The organism is Pseudomonas sp. FW305-28 (assembly GCF_017351395.1).
Classification (GTDB): Bacteria; Pseudomonadota; Gammaproteobacteria; order Pseudomonadales; family Pseudomonadaceae; genus Aquipseudomonas; species Aquipseudomonas fluorescens_AA.
The window spans coordinates 1-17701 of sequence record NZ_JACNDD010000092.1 but is presented as its reverse complement, the minus strand read 5'-3'; the positions used below and the strand labels follow the sequence as shown (position 1 = coordinate 17701).

The following is a 17701-nucleotide window of genomic DNA, read 5'->3' as shown; positions in this document are numbered from 1 at the left end:
CAATGTTCATACCTGGCGCCCCGGTTCGCGGCTAATGTGCTGCCCGGCTTCGAGCAGGGTCGAGCAGGCGCGTACGCGGCGGCCGTCGCCCAGGCGCACCCAGCAGTCCTGGCAGGCGCCCATCAGGCAGAAGCCGGCCCGGGGCTCGGCGCTGAAGTCACTGCCGCGCAGGTGTTCGCTGCAGGTCAGCACGGCGGTCAGCAGCGTGTCCCCCAGCAGCCCGGTGGCGGGCTGGCCGTCGAGGGTGAAGTCCAGGGCCGGGCGGTCGCCTTCGGCCAGTCGTTTCAGCAGTGCCATGACACCCTCATTGTTTGCCTACCAGGACCCGATCCAGGCCATAGACCCGGTCGAGCAGAATCATGGTCAGTGCGGTGAGCCCGATGACCAGCGCCGACACCGCCGCCATCATCGGGTCGATGGATTCGGTGGCGTACACGTACATGCGCACCGGCAAGGTTTGCGTGGCCGGCGAGGTGACGAAGATCGACAGGGTGACTTCATCGAAACTGTTGATGAATGCCAGCAGCCAGCCCCCGGCCACCCCTGGCAGGATCATTGGCAAGGTGATTTGCCGGAACAGCGTGAAGCGCCCGGCCCCCAACGATTGCGCGGCTTGTTCGGCGCTGCGGTCCAGGCCGATGGCCGAGGCCAGCACCAGGCGCAGCACATACGGCGTGATCACCAGCACATGGGCGAAGATCAACCAGGCGAAGCTGCCGTTCACGCCCATCAGCGCGAACAGGCGCAGCAAGGCGACCCCCAGCACCAGGTGCGGAATGATGATCGGCGACAGGAACAGGCCGTTGAAGAAATCCCGCCCCGGGAACGCGAGCCGGGTGATCGCCAGGGCCGCCGGCACCGCAATCAGCGTCGCCAGGGAGGCCGCGCAGAACGCCAGGACCAAGCTGTTGTAGAACGCGTCGACAAAATCCGCGCGTTCGAACACCGCACGAAACCAGCGCAGGGAAAACTCGGTGGTCGGCAGGCTCAGGGTGTTTTCCGGGGTGAAGGCGACGAGGCAGACCACCACCAGCGGCGCGAGCATGAAGACCACCACCAAGGCGTGGAACAGCAGCGCGAAAGGACCGTTTCTGGACATGACGAATTATCCCAATGACTTCTTGTAGCGGCCTTCGATCATCCGGTTCCACGACAGCATGATCAGCAGGTTGAGCAGCAGCAGCGCGACGGCGATGGCCGCGCCCATCGGCCAGTTCAGCTCCGACAGGTACTGGTCGTAGATCAACGTGGCGACCATCTTCAAGCGCCGTCCGCCGAGCAGGCCGGGAATCGCGAAGGAGCTGGCGGCGAGGCCGAACACAATGAGGGTGCCGGACAGCACGCCGGGCATGATTTGCGGCAACACTATTTTGCGGATCACCGTGAACTGGCTCGCCCCCAGGGACAGCGCGGCCTGTTCGGCGGCCGGGTCGAGTTTCTGCAACGAGGTCCAGACTGGAATGATCATGAACGGCAACATCACGTGGACCAGGGCGATGACCACGGCGAACGGTGTATAGAGCAGCTTCATTGGCGCACTGCCGAGGGCTTGCAGGGCCTGGTTGATCAGGCCGTCGGCACCGAGCAAGAGGCTCCAGCCGAAGGCCCGCACCACCACCGAAATCAGCAGCGGCGTGAGAATCAGAATCAGGAAAATCGAGCGCCATGGCGCGCCCATGCGGCTGAGGATGTACGCCTCGGGCACGCCGATCAGCACGCACAAAACAGTGGTCAGGGCGCTGATCCAGAATGTGCGCAAAAAGATCTCGTAGAAGTACGGATCACCCAGCAGGCTGGTGTAGTGCTCGAAGGTATAGGCGTCGCCGTCGATGCCCGAACTGTAGTCGAAGACATTGAACGACAGGACCAAGGTCAAGCCCAAGGGAATCACCAGCAAGCCCAGGTACAAGGCCAGGGCCGGCGCGGACATCAGGTAGCCTTGCCGACCGCGGCGCATCGCATCGATCAGCTTCATGCCGGTACCTCGTCCACGCTCAGCACCCGCAGCAGTGCCGGATCCCAGTCCAGGCCCACCGCCGTGCCTTCGACCAAGGGCGCCGAGCCGTCGTTGCGGCGCACCACGCAGAGCTCACCCAGGCCGGTGGACACGCCGTACAGCCATTGGCTGCCCAGGAAAAAACGGCTGACGAGGGTGCCTTGCAGTCGCCCCGAACCAGCCTCGCACAAGTCGATTTTTTCCGGGCGCAGGCTCAGGGTCAGCTCGCCATCGGCCTGGCTGCAGGCTTGAACGACGCCCGCACTGTCCCGCACGCCGGGCAGCAGGTTGGCTTTGCCGACGAAGCTGGAAATGAACTCGGTGCGTGGGTGCTCGTAAAGGGTGTACGGCGCGTCGATCTGGGTGATGCGCCCGGCCTGCATCACCACGACCCGGTCACTGATCGACAGGGCTTCGGACTGATCGTGGGTCACCATCAGCGTGGTGATTCCGACTTCGCGCTGGATGCGGCGAATCTCGTATTGCATCTCTTCGCGCAAGTTGGCGTCGAGGTTGGACAGCGGCTCGTCGAGCAACAGCACCGGCGGTTCGATCACCAAAGCCCGGGCCAGTGCCACGCGTTGGCGCTGACCGCCCGAGAGTTCTCGTGGGTAGCGGTCGGCGTGGCGGTCCAGGCGGACCAGTTTCAACACTCGGTCCACCCGTTGTTGCAGTTCGGCGTTGGCCACTTTGCGCATGCGCAGGCCGAAGGCGACGTTGTCCTTGACGGTCATGTGGGGGAACAGCGCGTAGCTCTGGAACACCACCCCCAGGCCACGGCTGGCGGGCTTGGCGTGGGTAATGTCGCGCCCGTCCAGCAGGATGCGCCCGCTGCTGACTTCGACGAAGCCGGCAATCATTTGCAGGGTTGTGGTCTTGCCGCAGCCGGAAGGCCCCAGTAGCGAGACAAACTCGCCTTTTTCCACCGACAGGTTGGTGGCGACCACGGCGTCGATGTCGCCGTAGCGTTTGCCAAGTCCTTCAAGTTGCACAAAAGCCATCGCTGCGCTCCACCTGGGATTGTTATGCGTCGCCGCAAGGGCGCGCTTTTTTGTATGGGCAGATACGAAAGGGTGCTGCTGGGGTGCGTTGGCGCTCGACCTTGAGTCGGCTGCCGCTGTTGTTCGAATCGCCCCTGTCTGGACGAAGAGTAGGACGAAGAATAGGATGGGCTCAATGGACTATTTCACTGAGATGAAGACTATTTTCAGTTTCATTCAGTGAGTAAATTTAATAATGAGAAATTACATGATTGATTCCACTGAACGGAATAATGACAAGGGCGAAGTCGGTGTCGGAGCGGTCTCCAGGCTGTTTGCCGTGCTGCGCAGCTTGGGTGACACCGTCGAAGGCGGCGAGCGAGTGACGCAATTGGCCCAGCGCATCGGCCTGTCCCAGCCCACCACGCATCGCTTGCTGCGCAGCCTGATGGACGAGGGCATGGTCGAGCAGGATGCCCGCAGCAAACGCTATCGCCTGAGCCTGGAGTTCTTCGCCCTGGCGGCCCGTGCCGGCAATACTGGTAACCTGCGCGACCTGGTGCGTCCGGCCATGCTGCGGTTGTCGGCGTCCTTGGGGGACTCGCTGTTTCTGCTCGCCCGCAGTGGTTTCGATGCCATCTGCCTGGACCGCAGCGAGGGGCCGTTTCCGATCCGCACGTTCACCGGTGACATTGGTGGCCGCGTGGCGTTGGGCGTGGGGCAGGGCAGCCTGGCGATCCTGGCGTTCCTGCCGGAAGAGGAGCGCGATACGGTGATTCAATACAACCTGCCACGGCTCAAGGATTTCCATCTGTACGACGAAGTCTTCCTGCGTTCGGAAGTGCAGAACGTGCGCGCGCTGGGTTACGCCGGGCGCAACACCGGCGTATTGCAAGGCATGGCCGGGGTGGCTGTGCCGATCCTGGACCGTGATGGCCGGGCCGTGGCCGCCTTGAGCGTGGCAACCGTGAGCGACCGGTTGGGGCCCGATCGCCTGCCGACGGTGGTGGACATGCTCAAGCGCGAGGCGGCCCTGATCGGGCCGCGGATCAACCCGTTCGACCCGCTGCTGCGCAGGCCTTCGCAGGTGTTTGGGCAGGGGTGAACACTGCCTCAAGATCACCGCGGATCCCTTTGTGGGAGCGAGCTTGCTCGCGATGGCGGCCGTTCAGTTAGCAATGATGTTGACTGACACACCGCTATCGCGAGCAAGCTCGCTCCTACAGGGATCTGCGCGGATCAGAAGTCCAATGTCTGCTTAAGTCTTTGCATCGTCGGCGTGTCACTCGGTATGACCACCGCATAGTTGTAGCCCGGCCCGGACCAGTACTCGGCTTGCAACTCGCCATCGCGGCGACTGCCCCGGGGCAGCAGGAAGTTTTTCGGGCCGGGTGGGCGCACGTAGAAGCTGATTTTCTGACCGCTCGGGTCCTGATAGACCACCATCGCCGCCGCGCCTTGCTCGGTGCTGAGCAAGCGCCCGCTGACCGGTTTGAAGCCGGCGCCGGACAGGTCGGGCAGTCGGTCGGCCTGGGTGAAGTAGCGGTCGAGCCAATCTTGCATGTGCTGCTCGTCGCCGCTCTGGTAATCGGCTGGAAGGATGCCCTGCTGGGCAATCAACCGGTACGCCTGGAGGGCATCGGCCATGGGCGCAACGGCGCTGAGCAGGGTCATTTGCCGCGCCTGCCAGCCACCGAAGCCACCCACGCTGACGGCCAGCAACAACACCGCGGCGCTGGCCAGGTGGCGATGGGAGCGATGTTTCAGGCGCTGGCGAATCATGGCCGGGTCGAGGTCCGGGTTGGACGGTTGTTGCAAGGCTCCGCTCAGGGCCGTGCGCAGGTGCTGCGCGTCCTGTTGCCAGGCCCGGACGCGGGCGGCGACTTCGGGCTGGTTGGCCAGGTAGGTCTCGACCAGGCGCTGGTCGGCCTCGCTCAGTTGACGATCGACGTAGGCGTGCAGGTCGCTTTCGCTGGGGGGCATGCTGATCATTTGAGTATCCGCAGGGTGGGGCGGGTGATTTCGCCATCGCTGAGTTGGCGCAGGGCCTGGCGGGCGCGGGACAGGCGGGACATCACCGTGCCGGTCGGTACGCCGAGGATGTCGGCGACTTGCTGGTAACTCAAGCCTTCCACCGACACCCATAACAACAGCGCACGCTGTTCCGTCGTGAGCTGATCGAAGGCCTGCAAGGACGACTGTGCGATCACGCTGCGTTCGGCCGAAGGGTGGGCATCGTCGCGGCCGGTGAAAAACTCCAGCATGCGCGCGTACCGGCGGGAGCGGCGATGGCCGTCGAGAAACTGCCGATACAGGATCGAAAACAGCCAGGCTCGCAGATCGCCGTCCGGGCGCTTGTCGTTCCATTTGGACAACGCCCGTTCCAGGCACATCTGCACCAAGTCGTCGGCGTTGCTCGGGTTGCGCGTCAGCGACACGGCAAAGCGCCGTAGCCGGGGGAGGAGTTCGCGCAACTGTTCGTCGAGTGCATTCATGGAAGGTGGTTTCTGTAGGCAGTCACTGCGCCGGGACTGGAAAGACGACCCGCGAACGAGATTATTCCAGTGCAGGAAAAATAAATACGAGGCGTGGGAATAAACCTGCCAGGCCTTCGTCTGACGGATCCTTTCCAACAAATGGCCTCGTGCCCTGGAGCTTTCTCATGGTTGATCCTTCTCCCTCGGCGAGCCGGCCGCCCTTGAGTGCCGTCGCCCTGACACTGCGCCTGAGCGGCATTGCCGTGATTGTCGCCGCGCTGGCCGGGCTGTTTGCCTACGTCAATGGCAGCCTTGACCCACAGCGCCTGACACCGGAAGCGCTGGTCAATGTCTTGGAAAAAAACAACGGCGTTCACCCGGGTTTTCGACGCAACCACTCGAAAGGGGTCTGCGTCGCGGGTTATTTCCAAAGCTCGGGCGAGGCCAGCGCCTATTCCAGCGCCCAGGTGTTCTCGCTGCCGCAAACGCCCGTGGTTGGGCGTTTCGCCTTGCCCAGCGGCAACCCTTATGCACCGGACGGCAGTGTGCCGATTCGCAGCCTGGCGCTGCGTTTTACCCAGGCCAACGGCCAGCAATGGCGCACCGGTATGAACAGCATGCCCGTGTTTCCGGTGGGCACCCCCGAAGCCTTCTACCAGCTCCAGCAAGCCCAGTCGCCGGACCCTGCCACAGGGAAACCGAATCCCGCGGCCGTACCGGCGTTCTTTGCCGCCCATCCCGAAGCCGTGCCGTTCCTGCAATGGATCAAGACCGCCAAGCCGTCGGCCAGCTATGCCACCGAAACCTACAACGGCATCAACGCCTTCTATCTGGTCAACCCCGCCGGGCAGCGCCAGGCCGTGCGCTGGGGCGTGGTACCACTGAGCCAGGGCGTTGCCGATGCGACGCCACCTCAAGGTGCCGACTTCCTTGAACACGACTTGGCGACGCGTCTCGCCGCCGGGCCGTTGCGCTGGCAACTGAACATCACCTTGGCCAACCCGGGGGACCCGGTGAACGACGCCAGCAAGGCCTGGCCCGCTGACCGCAAGGTGCTCAACGCCGGCACGCTGGTGCTGGAGCGCACCCAGGCGCAGGACAACGGTGAATGCCGCGACATCAACTATGACCCGCTGATCCTGCCCCAAGGGATCGAAGGGTCTGACGATCCGCTGTTGGTCGCGCGTTCCGCTGCTTATGCCAGTTCCTATCTACGCCGTACCAGTGAAGTGAGCCAATTGCCCGCCACCCAGGAGTCCCGCCCATGAGCGCCCCTCGTCACTTCGCACCGCTGGCTCGGCTGCTGCACTGGCTGATGGCATTGATGATCATCGCCATGCTGTTTATCGGCGCCGGCATGGTCGCTTCGGTGTCCGCGCGCCATGAATGGCTGCTGCAGTTGCACAAACCATTGGGCATCGCGATTTTGCTGTTGGTGATCGTGCGCCTGGTGGTGCGTTTCACTACCCGCCAGCCGCCGCTGCCAGCCGATCTGCCGGGCTGGCAAGTGCTGGCGGCAAACGTCTCCCACGTGTTGTTGTACGCCTTGATGCTGGTTCTGCCCCTGTTGGGCTGGGGCATGATTTCGGCGGCGGGGGATCCGGTGATGCTCGGCAACTGGCTGCAACTGCCCTCGATCCTGCCCGCCCACGCCCAGACGTTCGCACTGCTGCGCAAGGCCCACGGGTACCTGGCTTACTTGTTGTTCCTGACCGTGCTGGTGCATCTGGCGGCGGCGCTGTTTCACGCGTGGGTGCGCCGGGATGAGGTGCTGGACAGTATGTTGCGCGGCAAGGGCTGAAGTGGGTGAACGACTCAAAATACTGTGGGAGCGAGCTTGCTCGCGATGACGGCAGCACAGCCAATATCTCTGCAAGCTGACCCGCCGCTATCGCGAGCGAGCTCGCTCCCACAGGGATTCAGGGGACTTGGATGATGGTGGGAGCAAAGCTCGCTCCCACCCAGCGTGTCCACTTTGGATAGAATAGGGTTGATCAGGTCGTTGGATCAGCGCAATTCGTCAACCATGGCCTCAATGGTGCTCAACACATCCTTGCCCAGTTGCATCGAGCGTTTGCCAGACCAGCCGGTGATCGGGTTCGGGTGATCGTCATGGTCCTTGAATGGCATTTCCAGGGTCAGGGACAGGCAGTCATATTTCTGTCCGACCGCGTTACAGGCCAGAGTCATGTTGGCCTGGCCCGGTTCGTCGCGGGTGTAGCCGTGAGCGGTCTGGAAGTCTTTGGTCTGATGCTTGAGATGGCTGCGAAAGCGCTCTTCGAGTTCGGCGATGCGCGGCGTGTAGCCCGGGTTGCCTTCGCAACCGGCGGTGAAGACATGGGGAATTTCCTCATCGCCGTGAGCGTCGAGGAACAGATCGACGCCGTACTTTTCCATTTGCTGCTGGACGAAAAAGACTTCGGGGCTGATTTCCGGACTGGCGTTCTGCCAGGCGCGGTTGAGGTCCTGGCCCATGGCGTTGGTCCGCAGATGACCGTGGAACGCCCCGTCCGGGTTCATGTTCGGCACCAGGTACAGGTCGGCCTTGGCGAGCAACCGGTTCAGTTGCCCATCGTCATGCTGCTGGAGGCGTTCGATCACGCCCTCCATGAACCACTCGGCCATGTGCTCACCGGGGTGCTGCTGGGCGATGATCCAGATTTTGCGCCGGCCCTCGGCACCGTTGCCCTTGCGCAGCAATTGAATGTCACGGCCTTCCACGCTTTTACCAACGGCCAATAGCTCGGTGCCGGCCTTGTGTTGCGCTTGCTCGATCAGCCAGTCATGACGGCCACGGCTGTAGGGTTCGAAGTAGGCGAACCAGGCATGGGGTTGTTCGGCTTCCAGATGAAAGCGCAGGGCGTCGCCTTCAAACTGGGTCGGAATGCGGAACCAATTGACGTGATCGTAGGAGGCAACGGTCTGGTAGCCCGTCCAGGCCTTGTTGTAAGACGATTGACTGGCATTGAGCAGGCGGAAGGAATATTCCTGGCCGACGTGCAAGCCGCTGGCCTTGAAGTGGAACCACTGGAAATGGGCGCTGCGGGTGTCGGGCCTGATCTTGAGCAACGACTGCAACGGGTTGCTGATGTCGACGACTTCGATGTTGCCGCTGTCGAAATTGGCACTGATATCAAAGGAAGATTTAGCCACGGTCACGATTCCTGGAAAGGATTTTCATGGCCGTTACTTTACACGCAAGAAAGGGCAAACCGGGACGATTTACGTCACCTAAACGAGGGGGCGTCCTCCCTGGACGCCGAGCCAGCTTAGAGAGTCTGCAATTGATTCTCAAGTGCTGGATGTCGATAGTTTTCGTCCGAGTGGCGGGGGGACGCTTGTAAACGGATATTCATTTGCTATCATCGCCGCCATCGAATTGGCAGCACCCCAAAAAGACTTCATTAGCCTGAAGACATAAGCCGAAAAATCGGCAAAAAAAGACCCGGCAAAAAGCCGGGTCAAAAACCGTGATTAGCCTGATGAGGAGATATTCCAGAAGTCCGACCTAAGGTCTTCTGGTCTATCGACTGATCTCGCGACCAGCTGATGCAATAATAATCATTATCATTTGCAAGTCAAATGGTTTTATCGCATCGATTGGAAAATTTTTTCTCGTCGTCCGCGTTCGCGACGACATTCCCAAGGTTACCGCTAGCGAGTAGGGTAGCCATCCAGGGATCGGTCAAGCATCACCTTGACCAGATCGATCATGTGCACCACCGAAAATGCCAGGTCACGGCTCGAACCGTCTAACTGGTTGGCTGACTCATGGGCGGTCGCCGCTGCACAGCGCAGCAGGTCGCACGCATGGACCAGGGCTTCCTCCGCGCTGACGCTGTGGCTGACCTCGAAAAAACGATGTTCTGCCTGGGCTGGCGAAACACCTGGTTTCAAGTAGTAATCGAGGGCGCGTTTGGCTGCCGGGCAATCCTGCAGTGAAGGGAACGTGCCGTCGAAAGGGCTGCTGGGCTGGTCTGTATTGGGTGTGTCCATGGTGATGAAAATCTCCGTGTGAGGGGCTGAAGACCTGAATCCAGAATAGTACTTACCGTAATTGTGACGACAATTTAAATACTACAATTTGTGTTTTGCGGGTCGGAGCCACCCACGTATCGTGCCGCACATGGATAAATGGATAGAGTTGGTCAAGGCCAAGATGAAGGAGCTGCGCATCACGCAAGTGGTGCTCGCAGAGCGGTTGGGAATGTCCCAGGGCGGCGTCGGCCATTGGCTGACCAAGCGCCGGCAGCCCAGTGTCGACGACATGAACCGGGTCCTGCGGGAGCTGGGGCTGGAGTTTCTGGAAGTGGCCATGGTGATCCGCGAGCCGGACACCTCCACCGAAGAAGGCATGGCCCTGGCGCAGAAGTACAACCCGTACTTCCGTTACCCGGTCAGTGAGTGGCACGAGGTTGGCGAGGTTCGCGAAGGCGATCCCGGCACCTACAGCCAGGCGCGCTACGAACTGACGGACTACCACGCCCTGGGCGATGCATTCTGGCTGGTGGTGGTGGGCGATGCGATGACCGCACCCAGTGGGTTGAGCATTCCCGAGGGCATGTCGATCCTGGTGGATCCGGCCATCGAGGCGGTGCCCGGCAAACTGGTGGTCGCCTGCCTGCCCGGTAGCAGTGACGCGACCTTTCGCAAACTGATCGAAGAGAGCGGGCAGCGTTACCTGGTTCCGCTCAATCCGACTTACCCGAAAAACCTGTACACCGAGCAATGCCGCATCATCGGTGTGGTGGTGCAGGCCACCATCAGGTTCTGACTGGATCGGCCCTGGGAGCGGGCCGATGCCTATTCTTCGAACGCCACCAGGGCACTGCCCTCGCTGACCATTTCGCCCTCCTGGCAATACAGTGCCTTGATCACACCGGCCTTGGACGCACGAATGCTGTGCTCCATTTTCATGGCCTCCAGTACCACCAGTTGAGCCCCGGCTTCCACCGTCTGGCCGACACCCACCAAGACCCGCACGATGCTGCCGTTCATGGGCGCGACCAGGCCGCCTTGATGGCTGTGGCTGGCTTCGGCGGCGGCCAGCGGGTCGTACAGGTCGATCCGATGCAAGTCACCTTCCCACTGCAGATACAGGCTGTCGACCTGGCGAATGGCCCGATGGCTGCGGCGCACACCGTGGTGCTCGATCGTCAGTCGCTCACCCTCGAGTTCCGCGCAATGGGCTGTGACGTCCAGCGTCAGCGCACGATCCTGGCCTTCACAGCTCAGGTGCAGGGTGGTTTCCCTCGGCAACCCCAGGCGCATCCCGGTGGTGCTGGCCCACGGTGAACCGGCGTCATCGCCACGTACGTGCGGTGCCAGGCTCAAGGCGACTCCCTGGGCGGCGGCGAACCAGAACGCGTCATCCAATTCGCCGGGCACTGGCAGTAATTGCGCCTGGTAACGTGGGATAAATCCGGTGTCCAGCTCTGCCGCCGCGAAGGCGGGATGGGCGACGATTCGGCGCAGAAACCCGATATTGGTTTTCAGCCCGCCAATGACAAACTCATCGAGCATGCTCAACAGCCGCAAGCGCGCCTGCTCACGGTCTTCACCCCAGGCAATCAGCTTGCCGAGCATCGGGTCGTAGAACGGCGAGATTTCATCGCCTTCTTCAACCCCGCTGTCGACCCGCCGACCCGGCCCCTCGGCCGACTCGCGATACAACGCCAGGCGCCCGGTGGCCGGCAGGAAATCGTTGCCCGGGTCCTCGGCATACAACCGCACTTCGATGGCGTGACCGAGCAGCGGCACTTGCGCTTGAGTGATGGGCAATGGCTCGCCTTGGGCGACGCGGATCTGCCAGGCCACCAGGTCCAGCCCGGTGATCGCCTCGGTGACCGGGTGCTCGACCTGCAACCGAGTGTTCATTTCCATGAAGAAAAATTCGCCCCGGGCATCCAGCAGGAACTCCACCGTACCGGCCCCGACATAACCGATCGCCTGGGCCGCGCGCACGGCGGCTTCCCCCATCGCCCGGCGCAGTTGCGGGGTCAGGCCGGGGGCGGGGGCTTCTTCCACGACTTTCTGGTGGCGGCGTTGGATCGAACAATCGCGCTCGTTGAGGTACAGGCAGTTGCCGTGTTGATCGGCAAAGACCTGGATCTCCACATGGCGCGGCTTGAGCAGGTATTTTTCCACCAGCATCCGTGAATCGCCGAACGAGGACTGTGCTTCGCGCTGGGCCGAGGCCAGGGCTTCGGCCAGTTGGCTGACGTCCTCGACGACTTTCATGCCTTTGCCGCCACCGCCGGCACTGGCCTTGAGCAATACCGGGTAGCCGATGCGCTCGGCGGCGTCGCGAAAGGTCTCCAGATCCTGGGCTTCGCCGTGATAACCGGGCACCAGGGGCACGCCGGCGGTTTCCATCAGCGTCTTGGCCGCCGATTTGCTGCCCATGGCGTCGATGGCCGAAGCCGGTGGGCCGAGGAAGATCAGCCCGGCATTTTCAATCGCCCGGGCGAACCCGGCGTTCTCGGACAGAAAGCCATAACCGGGGTGGATGGCCTGGGCGCCGCTGGCTTTCGCTGCGGCGATCAGTTTGTCGATTTGCAGGTAATTGTCGGCCGCCTTGCTGCCGCCCAGGTCGACGCGAATGTCGGCTTCACGGCTGTGGCGGGCATCACGGTCGGTGGCGCTATGTACGGCAACGGTGGTCAGGCCCATGGCCTTGGCGGTGCGCATTACGCGGCAGGCGATTTCGCCACGGTTGGCCACCAGCAACGTGGTGAGGGCAGGGGCGCTCATCGACGCGGCTCCTTGTTGTTATTCGACTCGGCTTGCCAGTTCGGCGCACGTTTTTGCAGGAAGGCGCGCAGGCCTTCCTGGCCCTCCGGGCTGACGCGGATGCGGGCGATGGCGTTTTCGGTGTAGCGCCGCAGCGCCGGGGTAAGGGCGCCGTTGCCGACTTCACGCAGCAGTTCCTTGCTGGCGCGCATGGCGGCCGGACTGTTGAGCAACAGGTTGTCGATCCACTGTTCGACCTGCTGGTCCAGGGTCTCGACTGGGTAACTTTCCGACAGTAAACCGATCTCTTTCGCACGTTGGCCGTCGAAGCGTTCAGCCGTCAGGGCATAACGACGCGCCGCCCGCTCCCCGATGGCTTGCACCACGAACGGGCTGATCACCGCCGGCGCCAGGCCAATGCGCACTTCCGACAGGCAGAACTGTGCTTCATCGGCGCCAATGGCCATGTCACAAGCACTGATAAGCCCCAGCGCGCCACCAAACGCCGCACCCTGGACGACGGCCAGCGTAGGAATTTTCAGTTTGGCGAGGTTGTACATCAGCTCTGCCAGTTCCCGGGCGTCATCGAGGTTGGTGTGGTAGTCGAGCTCGGCCGATTGCTGCATCCAGGCCAGGTCGGCACCAGCGCTGAAATGCTTGCCACGACCGCGGATCAGCAGGAAGCGCAGGTTAGGATCGCTGCTCACGTGGTCCAGGGCGAGGATCAGTTCGCGGATCATTTCGGCGTTGAACGCGTTGTTTTTCGACTCGCGGCTGAGCCACAGGGTGGCAACGCCCCGTGGGTCGCTGTGCAGTTCGAGGGTGTTGAAATTATCCATGGGCATTCCTCGTTTACATCCGGAACACGCCGAAGCGGCTCGGTTCGATGGGGGCGTTCAGCGACGCGGACAAGGCCAGGCCCAGTACATCGCGGGTCTGGGCCGGGTCGATGACGCCGTCGTCCCACAGCCGTGCGCTGGAATAATAGGGGTGACCCTGTTCTTCGTACTGATCGAGGATCGGTTGCTTGATCTCGGCTTCCTGCTCGGCGCTGAAGGGGTGGCCACTGCGTTCGGCCTGTTCACGCTTGACCTGCACCAGCACGCCGGCCGCCTGCTCGGCACCCATCACGCCAATCCGCGCGTTTGGCCACATCCACAGGAATCGCGGGTCATAGGCGCGGCCGCACATGCCGTAGTTCCCCGCGCCGAAACTGCCGCCGATGATCACGGTGAATTTCGGCACCTTGGCGCAGGCCACCGCGGTCACCAGTTTTGCGCCATGTTTGGCGATGCCGCCGGCTTCGTATTTCTGCCCGACCATGAAACCGGTGATGTTCTGCAGGAACAGCAGCGGGATCCCGCGCTGACACGCCAGTTCGATGAAGTGCGCGCCCTTCTGCGCGGCCTCGGCGAAGAGGATGCCATTGTTGGCCAGGATCGCGACCGGGTAGCCATGCAAATGAGCGAAACCACACACCAGGGTCGTGCCGAACAGCGCCTTGAACTCATCGAACACCGAACCGTCCACCAGGCGCGCGATCACCTCCCGCACATCGAACGGCTGCTTGGCATCGGCCGACACCACACCGTACAGCTCGTCACTCGAATACAGTGGGGCGATGGGCTGGCGTTGCTGCAGCTCACCGAGTTTGCGCCAGTTGAGGTTGGCCACGCTGCGTCGGGCCAGGGCCAGGGCATGTTCGTCGCTGTCGGCATAGTGATCCGCCACGCCGGAGATCTTGCAGTGCACATCGGCACCGCCCAGGTCTTCGGCACTGACCACCTCACCGGTAGCGGCTTTCACCAGCGGTGGGCCGGCGAGGAAAATCGTCGCCTGCTGGCGGACCATGATCGCCTCGTCCGCCATGGCCGGCACATAGGCACCGCCGGCGGTGCAGGAACCCATGACCACGGCGATCTGCGGAATGCCCTGGGCACTCATGTTGGCCTGGTTGAAGAATATCCGGCCGAAGTGCTCGCGGTCCGGGAACACTTCATCCTGGCGCGGCAGGTTGGCGCCGCCGGAATCCACCAGGTAAATGCACGGCAGGCGATTCTGCTGGGCAATGGTCTGGGCGCGCAGGTGTTTTTTCACCGTCAATGGGTAGTAGGAGCCACCTTTGACTGTCGCGTCGTTGGCGACAATCATGCATTCGACGCCTTCCACGCGGCCGATGCCGGCAATCACGCCGGCCGCCGGCACGTCTTCGCCATAGACTTCGTGGGCCGCCAATGGGCTGATTTCCAAAAACGGCGAGCCCGGATCCAGCAGCCGGTTGATGCGTTCACGGGGTAGCAACTTGCCCCGCGAGGTGTGCCGCTCCTGGGCCTTGAGGCCGCCGCCCTGGCGGATTTGCGCGAGCAGGGTGCGCAGGGCCTCGACGTGTCCGAGCATCGCCTCGCGGTTGGCGATGAACTCCGGCGAACGCGGGTTGAGCTGAGTGTGCAGCGTGGCCATGGTCAGCTCCGTTAGCGGGTTTCGTTGAACAGTTCGCGGCCGATCAACATCCGACGAATCTCACTGGTGCCGGCACCGATTTCGTACAGCTTGGCGTCACGCAGCAGACGACCCGCGGGGAATTCATTGATGTAGCCATTGCCCCCCAGGATCTGGATGGCGTCGAGGGCCATTTGCGTGGCGCGTTCGGCGCTGTAGAGGATCACCCCGGCAGCGTCCTTGCGGGTGGTTTCACCGCGCTCGCAAGCCTGGGCCACCGCATACAGGTAGGCGCGGCTAGCGTTGAGTTGGGTGTACATGTCCGCGACCTTGCCCTGGATCAGCTGGAATTCGCCGATGCTCTGGCCGAACTGTTTGCGGTCGTGGATGTAGGGCACGATCAGGTCCATGCAGGCCTGCATGATCCCGGTCGGGCCGCCGGACAGCACCACGCGTTCGTAGTCGAGGCCGCTCATCAGGACTTTTACGCCACCGTTGAGCGCGCCGAGGATGTTTTCTTCCGGCACCTCGACGTCATCGAAAAACAGCTCGCATGTGTTGGAGCCACGCATGCCGAGCTTGTCGAATTTGTTGCTGCGGCTGAAGCCTTTCCAGTCGCGCTCGACGATGAAGGCGGTGATGCCGTGAGGACCCTTTTCCAGGTCGGTCTTGGCATAGATCACGTAGGTGTTGGCATCGGGGCCGTTGGTGATCCAGGTCTTGCTGCCGTTGAGCACGTAATGGTCGCCACGCTTGTCGGCTCGCAGTTTCATCGAAACCACGTCGGAGCCGGCGTTCGGTTCGCTCATCGCCAGGGCGCCGATGTGTTCGCCGCTGATCAGCTTGGGCAAGTACTTGGTTTTCTGTTCGTGATTGCCGTTGCGGTTGATCTGGTTCACGCAGAGGTTGGAGTGGGCACCGTAGGAGAGGGCGACCGAGGCCGAGCCGCGGCTGATTTCTTCCATCGCCACCACGTGGGCCAGGTAGCCCAGGCCAGCGCCGCCGTATTCTTCCGGTACGGTGATGCCCAGCAGGCCCATGTCACCGAACTTGCGCCACATGTCGGCGGGAAACAGGTTGTCGATATCGATCTGCGCTGCCCGGGGGGCCAGCTCGGCCTTGACGAAGGCCTGCACCTGGTCGCGCAACATGTCGATGGTTTCGCCGAGGGCAAAGTTCAGGGATGGGTAGCTCATGGGACACCTTTGGCTTTTTTATCGGGTGCGGAGAGCGGGGAGTGGCTCTCACCTTTACGTTAACGTAAGCCTGCGGTGAGAAGCTGTCAATCGCCCTTTACGTTAACGTCAACTTGGGCCAGAGTAAGTGTCCACCAAGGCATGTTGTTGCATCAGGTTACCGCTACACCCACTAATAAAGACAAGAGGGGGCGTCATGGATCAACCCGGTTCGCATTCGCAGCTCAGCTACACCCGTGGTTCTGCGGCCAAGGCCTTGCTGGCCCAAACCATCGGCGAGGTTTTCGACCAGACGGTGGCCCGTTATCCGGAGGGCGAGGCGTTGGTGGTTCGCCATCAATCGCTGCGCTACACCTGGCAACAACTGGCCGAGGCCGTCGATCTGCACGCCCGAGCGTTGTTGGCGCTAGGCTTGAAAACCGGCGATCGCCTCGGCGTGTGGGCGCCCAATTGCGCCCAGTGGTGTATCAGCCAGTTCGCCAGTGCGAAGCTCGGTGTGATTCTGGTCAACATCAATCCGGCCTATCGCGTTTCCGAACTCGAATACGTGCTCAAACAATCCGGATGCCAATGGCTGGTGTGCGCCGGTGCGTTCAAGACCTCGGATTATCACGCCATGCTGCAAACGCTGGCGCCAGAGCTGGCAGAGCAACCGATCGGCCAGATGCAGAGTGAGCGCCTGCCGGAGTTGCGCGGTGTGATCAGCCTCGATTCCCAACCACCGGCAGGCTTCCTGCCCTGGTCGCAACTGGCCGCCCTGGGCGCGGCGGTGACGCCTGGACAACTGGCCGAGCGTCAATCCAGCCTGCGGTTCGATCAGCCGGTGAATATCCAGTACACCTCCGGCACCACGGGCTTTCCCAAAGGCGCAACCCTCAGCCATCACAACATTCTCAACAATGGGTACATGGTTGGTGAAAGCCTGGGCCTGACGGCCGGCGATCGGCTGGTGATCCCGGTGCCGCTCTACCATTGCTTCGGCATGGTCATGGGTAACCTGGGCTGCATGACCCATGGCAGCACCATGATCTACCCCAACGATGCCTTCGACCCGCTGCTGACGCTCAAGGCCGTGGCCGAAGAAAAAGCCACTGCGTTGTATGGCGTGCCCACAATGTTCATCGCCCTGCTGGACCAGCCGCAGCGAGGCGACTACGACCTGTCCAGCCTGCGCACGGGCATCATGGCCGGGGCCACATGCCCCATCGAAGTGATGCGACGGGTCATCAACGAAATGCACATGGCCGAAGTGCAGATTGCCTACGGCATGACGGAAACCAGCCCGGTGTCGTTGCAGACCGGTCCTTCAGACGAACTGGAACTGCGTGTAACCACCGTCGGCCGCACCCAGCCGCAACTGGAAAGCAAGATTATCGATGAGGCGGGCAATCTCGTCCCGCGTGGCGCTGTCGGCGAATTGTGTACCCGCGGCTACAGCGTGATGCTCGGCTACTGGAACAACCCCAAGGGCACATCCGATGCCATCGACCCGGAGGGCTGGATGCACACCGGCGACTTGGCGACTATGGATGAGCAGGGCTACGTCTGCATCGTCGGGCGTAACAAGGACATGATCATCCGTGGAGGGGAGAACATTTACCCCCGTGAGCTGGAGGAGTTCTTCTTCACCCACCCGGCGGTGGCGGACGTGCAAGTGATCGGCATCCCGTGTTCACGCTATGGCGAAGAAATCGTGGCGTGGATCAAGTTCCATCCTGGCCACAGCGCCAGCGAGCAAGAGCTGCAAGCCTGGTGCAAGGAGCGCATCGCCCACTTCAAGACGCCGCGTCATTTCAAATTCGTCGAAGAATTCCCCATGACCGTCACCGGCAAGATCCAGAAATTCCGCATGCGCGAGATCAGCATCGAAGAGCTGCGCGA

17 protein-coding genes are annotated in these 17701 nt (G+C 62.2%); 5 read left to right on the top strand and 12 right to left on the bottom strand.

What is annotated here, in order from left to right; genetic code table 11:
* Positions 1–6: 6 nt before the first annotated feature.
* The 4 genes from J4E53_RS20395 to J4E53_RS20380 are packed head-to-tail and all read right to left on the bottom strand — an operon-like array spanning position 7 to position 2997.
* Positions 7–297, bottom strand: a complete 291-nt coding sequence (locus J4E53_RS20395) for a (2Fe-2S)-binding protein (protein WP_003199964.1) — start codon at positions 295–297, stop codon at positions 7–9.
* Between the two features lie 7 nt (positions 298–304).
* Positions 305–1099, bottom strand: coding sequence for an ABC transporter permease (locus J4E53_RS20390; protein ID WP_060738310.1), 795 nt, complete (start codon positions 1097–1099; stop codon positions 305–307).
* A 6-nt stretch (positions 1100–1105) separates the two neighbouring features.
* Complete coding sequence (locus J4E53_RS20385; RefSeq protein WP_060738309.1) at positions 1106–1975, bottom strand: ABC transporter permease; 870 nt, start codon at positions 1973–1975, stop codon at positions 1106–1108.
* The gene (locus J4E53_RS20380) at positions 1972–2997 is read right to left on the bottom strand and encodes an ABC transporter ATP-binding protein (RefSeq protein WP_060738308.1); all 1026 of its coding nucleotides are present in this window, start codon (positions 2995–2997) and stop codon (positions 1972–1974) included. The genes J4E53_RS20385 and J4E53_RS20380 overlap by 4 nt, the downstream gene beginning before the upstream one ends.
* A gap of 247 nt (positions 2998–3244) precedes the next feature.
* On the opposite strand from J4E53_RS20380, the gene J4E53_RS20375 reads away from it, so the two are divergent.
* The gene (locus tag J4E53_RS20375) at positions 3245–4081 is read left to right on the top strand and encodes an IclR family transcriptional regulator (protein ID WP_103309883.1); all 837 of its coding nucleotides are present in this window, start codon (positions 3245–3247) and stop codon (positions 4079–4081) included.
* Between the two features lie 134 nt (positions 4082–4215).
* Here the strand turns inward: J4E53_RS20375 and J4E53_RS20370 are convergent, their stop codons facing one another.
* The gene (locus J4E53_RS20370) at positions 4216–4968 is read right to left on the bottom strand and encodes an anti-sigma factor (RefSeq protein ID WP_060738306.1); all 753 of its coding nucleotides are present in this window, start codon (positions 4966–4968) and stop codon (positions 4216–4218) included.
* The gene (locus J4E53_RS20365; RefSeq protein WP_092175321.1) at positions 4965–5471 is read right to left on the bottom strand and encodes a sigma-70 family RNA polymerase sigma factor; all 507 of its coding nucleotides are present in this window, start codon (positions 5469–5471) and stop codon (positions 4965–4967) included. Before J4E53_RS20365 ends, J4E53_RS20370 begins: the two co-directional genes overlap by 4 nt.
* Positions 5472–5638: 167 nt before the next feature.
* Between J4E53_RS20365 and J4E53_RS20360 the strand changes: the two genes are divergently transcribed.
* Positions 5639–6721, top strand: a complete 1083-nt coding sequence (locus J4E53_RS20360; RefSeq protein ID WP_103309885.1) for a catalase family peroxidase — start codon at positions 5639–5641, stop codon at positions 6719–6721.
* Complete coding sequence (locus J4E53_RS20355; protein ID WP_060738303.1) at positions 6718–7254, top strand: cytochrome b; 537 nt, start codon at positions 6718–6720, stop codon at positions 7252–7254. Before J4E53_RS20360 ends, J4E53_RS20355 begins: the two co-directional genes overlap by 4 nt.
* 206 nt (positions 7255–7460) lie before the next feature.
* On the opposite strand, the gene J4E53_RS20350 is transcribed toward J4E53_RS20355, so the two are convergent.
* Positions 7461–8612, bottom strand: coding sequence for a M14-type cytosolic carboxypeptidase (locus J4E53_RS20350; protein ID WP_103309886.1), 1152 nt, complete (start codon positions 8610–8612; stop codon positions 7461–7463).
* A gap of 495 nt (positions 8613–9107) precedes the next feature.
* The gene (locus J4E53_RS20345) at positions 9108–9449 is read right to left on the bottom strand and encodes a DUF6124 family protein (RefSeq protein WP_060738301.1); all 342 of its coding nucleotides are present in this window, start codon (positions 9447–9449) and stop codon (positions 9108–9110) included.
* 130 nt (positions 9450–9579) lie between these two features.
* On the opposite strand from J4E53_RS20345, the gene J4E53_RS20340 reads away from it, so the two are divergent.
* Complete coding sequence (locus J4E53_RS20340) at positions 9580–10227, top strand: LexA family transcriptional regulator (RefSeq protein WP_103309888.1); 648 nt, start codon at positions 9580–9582, stop codon at positions 10225–10227.
* A 29-nt stretch (positions 10228–10256) separates the two neighbouring features.
* Here J4E53_RS20340 and J4E53_RS20335 read toward each other — a convergent pair whose 3' ends face one another.
* Genes J4E53_RS20335 through J4E53_RS20320 form a run of 4 tightly spaced genes read right to left on the bottom strand, consistent with a single transcriptional unit; the run spans position 10257 to position 15820 of the window.
* On the bottom strand, positions 10257–12206 hold the full coding sequence (locus J4E53_RS20335) for an acetyl/propionyl/methylcrotonyl-CoA carboxylase subunit alpha (RefSeq protein WP_103309889.1): 1950 nt from the start codon (positions 12204–12206) through the stop codon (positions 10257–10259).
* Positions 12203–13024, bottom strand: coding sequence for a gamma-carboxygeranoyl-CoA hydratase (locus tag J4E53_RS20330; RefSeq protein WP_060738298.1), 822 nt, complete (start codon positions 13022–13024; stop codon positions 12203–12205). The genes J4E53_RS20335 and J4E53_RS20330 overlap by 4 nt, the downstream gene beginning before the upstream one ends.
* 13 nt (positions 13025–13037) lie before the next feature.
* Entirely contained in the window at positions 13038–14645 is a 1608-nt protein-coding gene (locus J4E53_RS20325; RefSeq protein ID WP_103309891.1) for a carboxyl transferase domain-containing protein, read from the bottom strand.
* Positions 14646–14656: 11 nt separating this feature from the next.
* Positions 14657–15820, bottom strand: a complete 1164-nt coding sequence (locus J4E53_RS20320) for an isovaleryl-CoA dehydrogenase (RefSeq protein WP_060738296.1) — start codon at positions 15818–15820, stop codon at positions 14657–14659.
* Positions 15821–16016: 196 nt separating this feature from the next.
* On the opposite strand from J4E53_RS20320, the gene J4E53_RS20315 reads away from it, so the two are divergent.
* The coding region (locus tag J4E53_RS20315) for an AMP-binding protein (protein WP_207268177.1) at positions 16017–17701 on the top strand (1685 nt) is incomplete at its 3' end.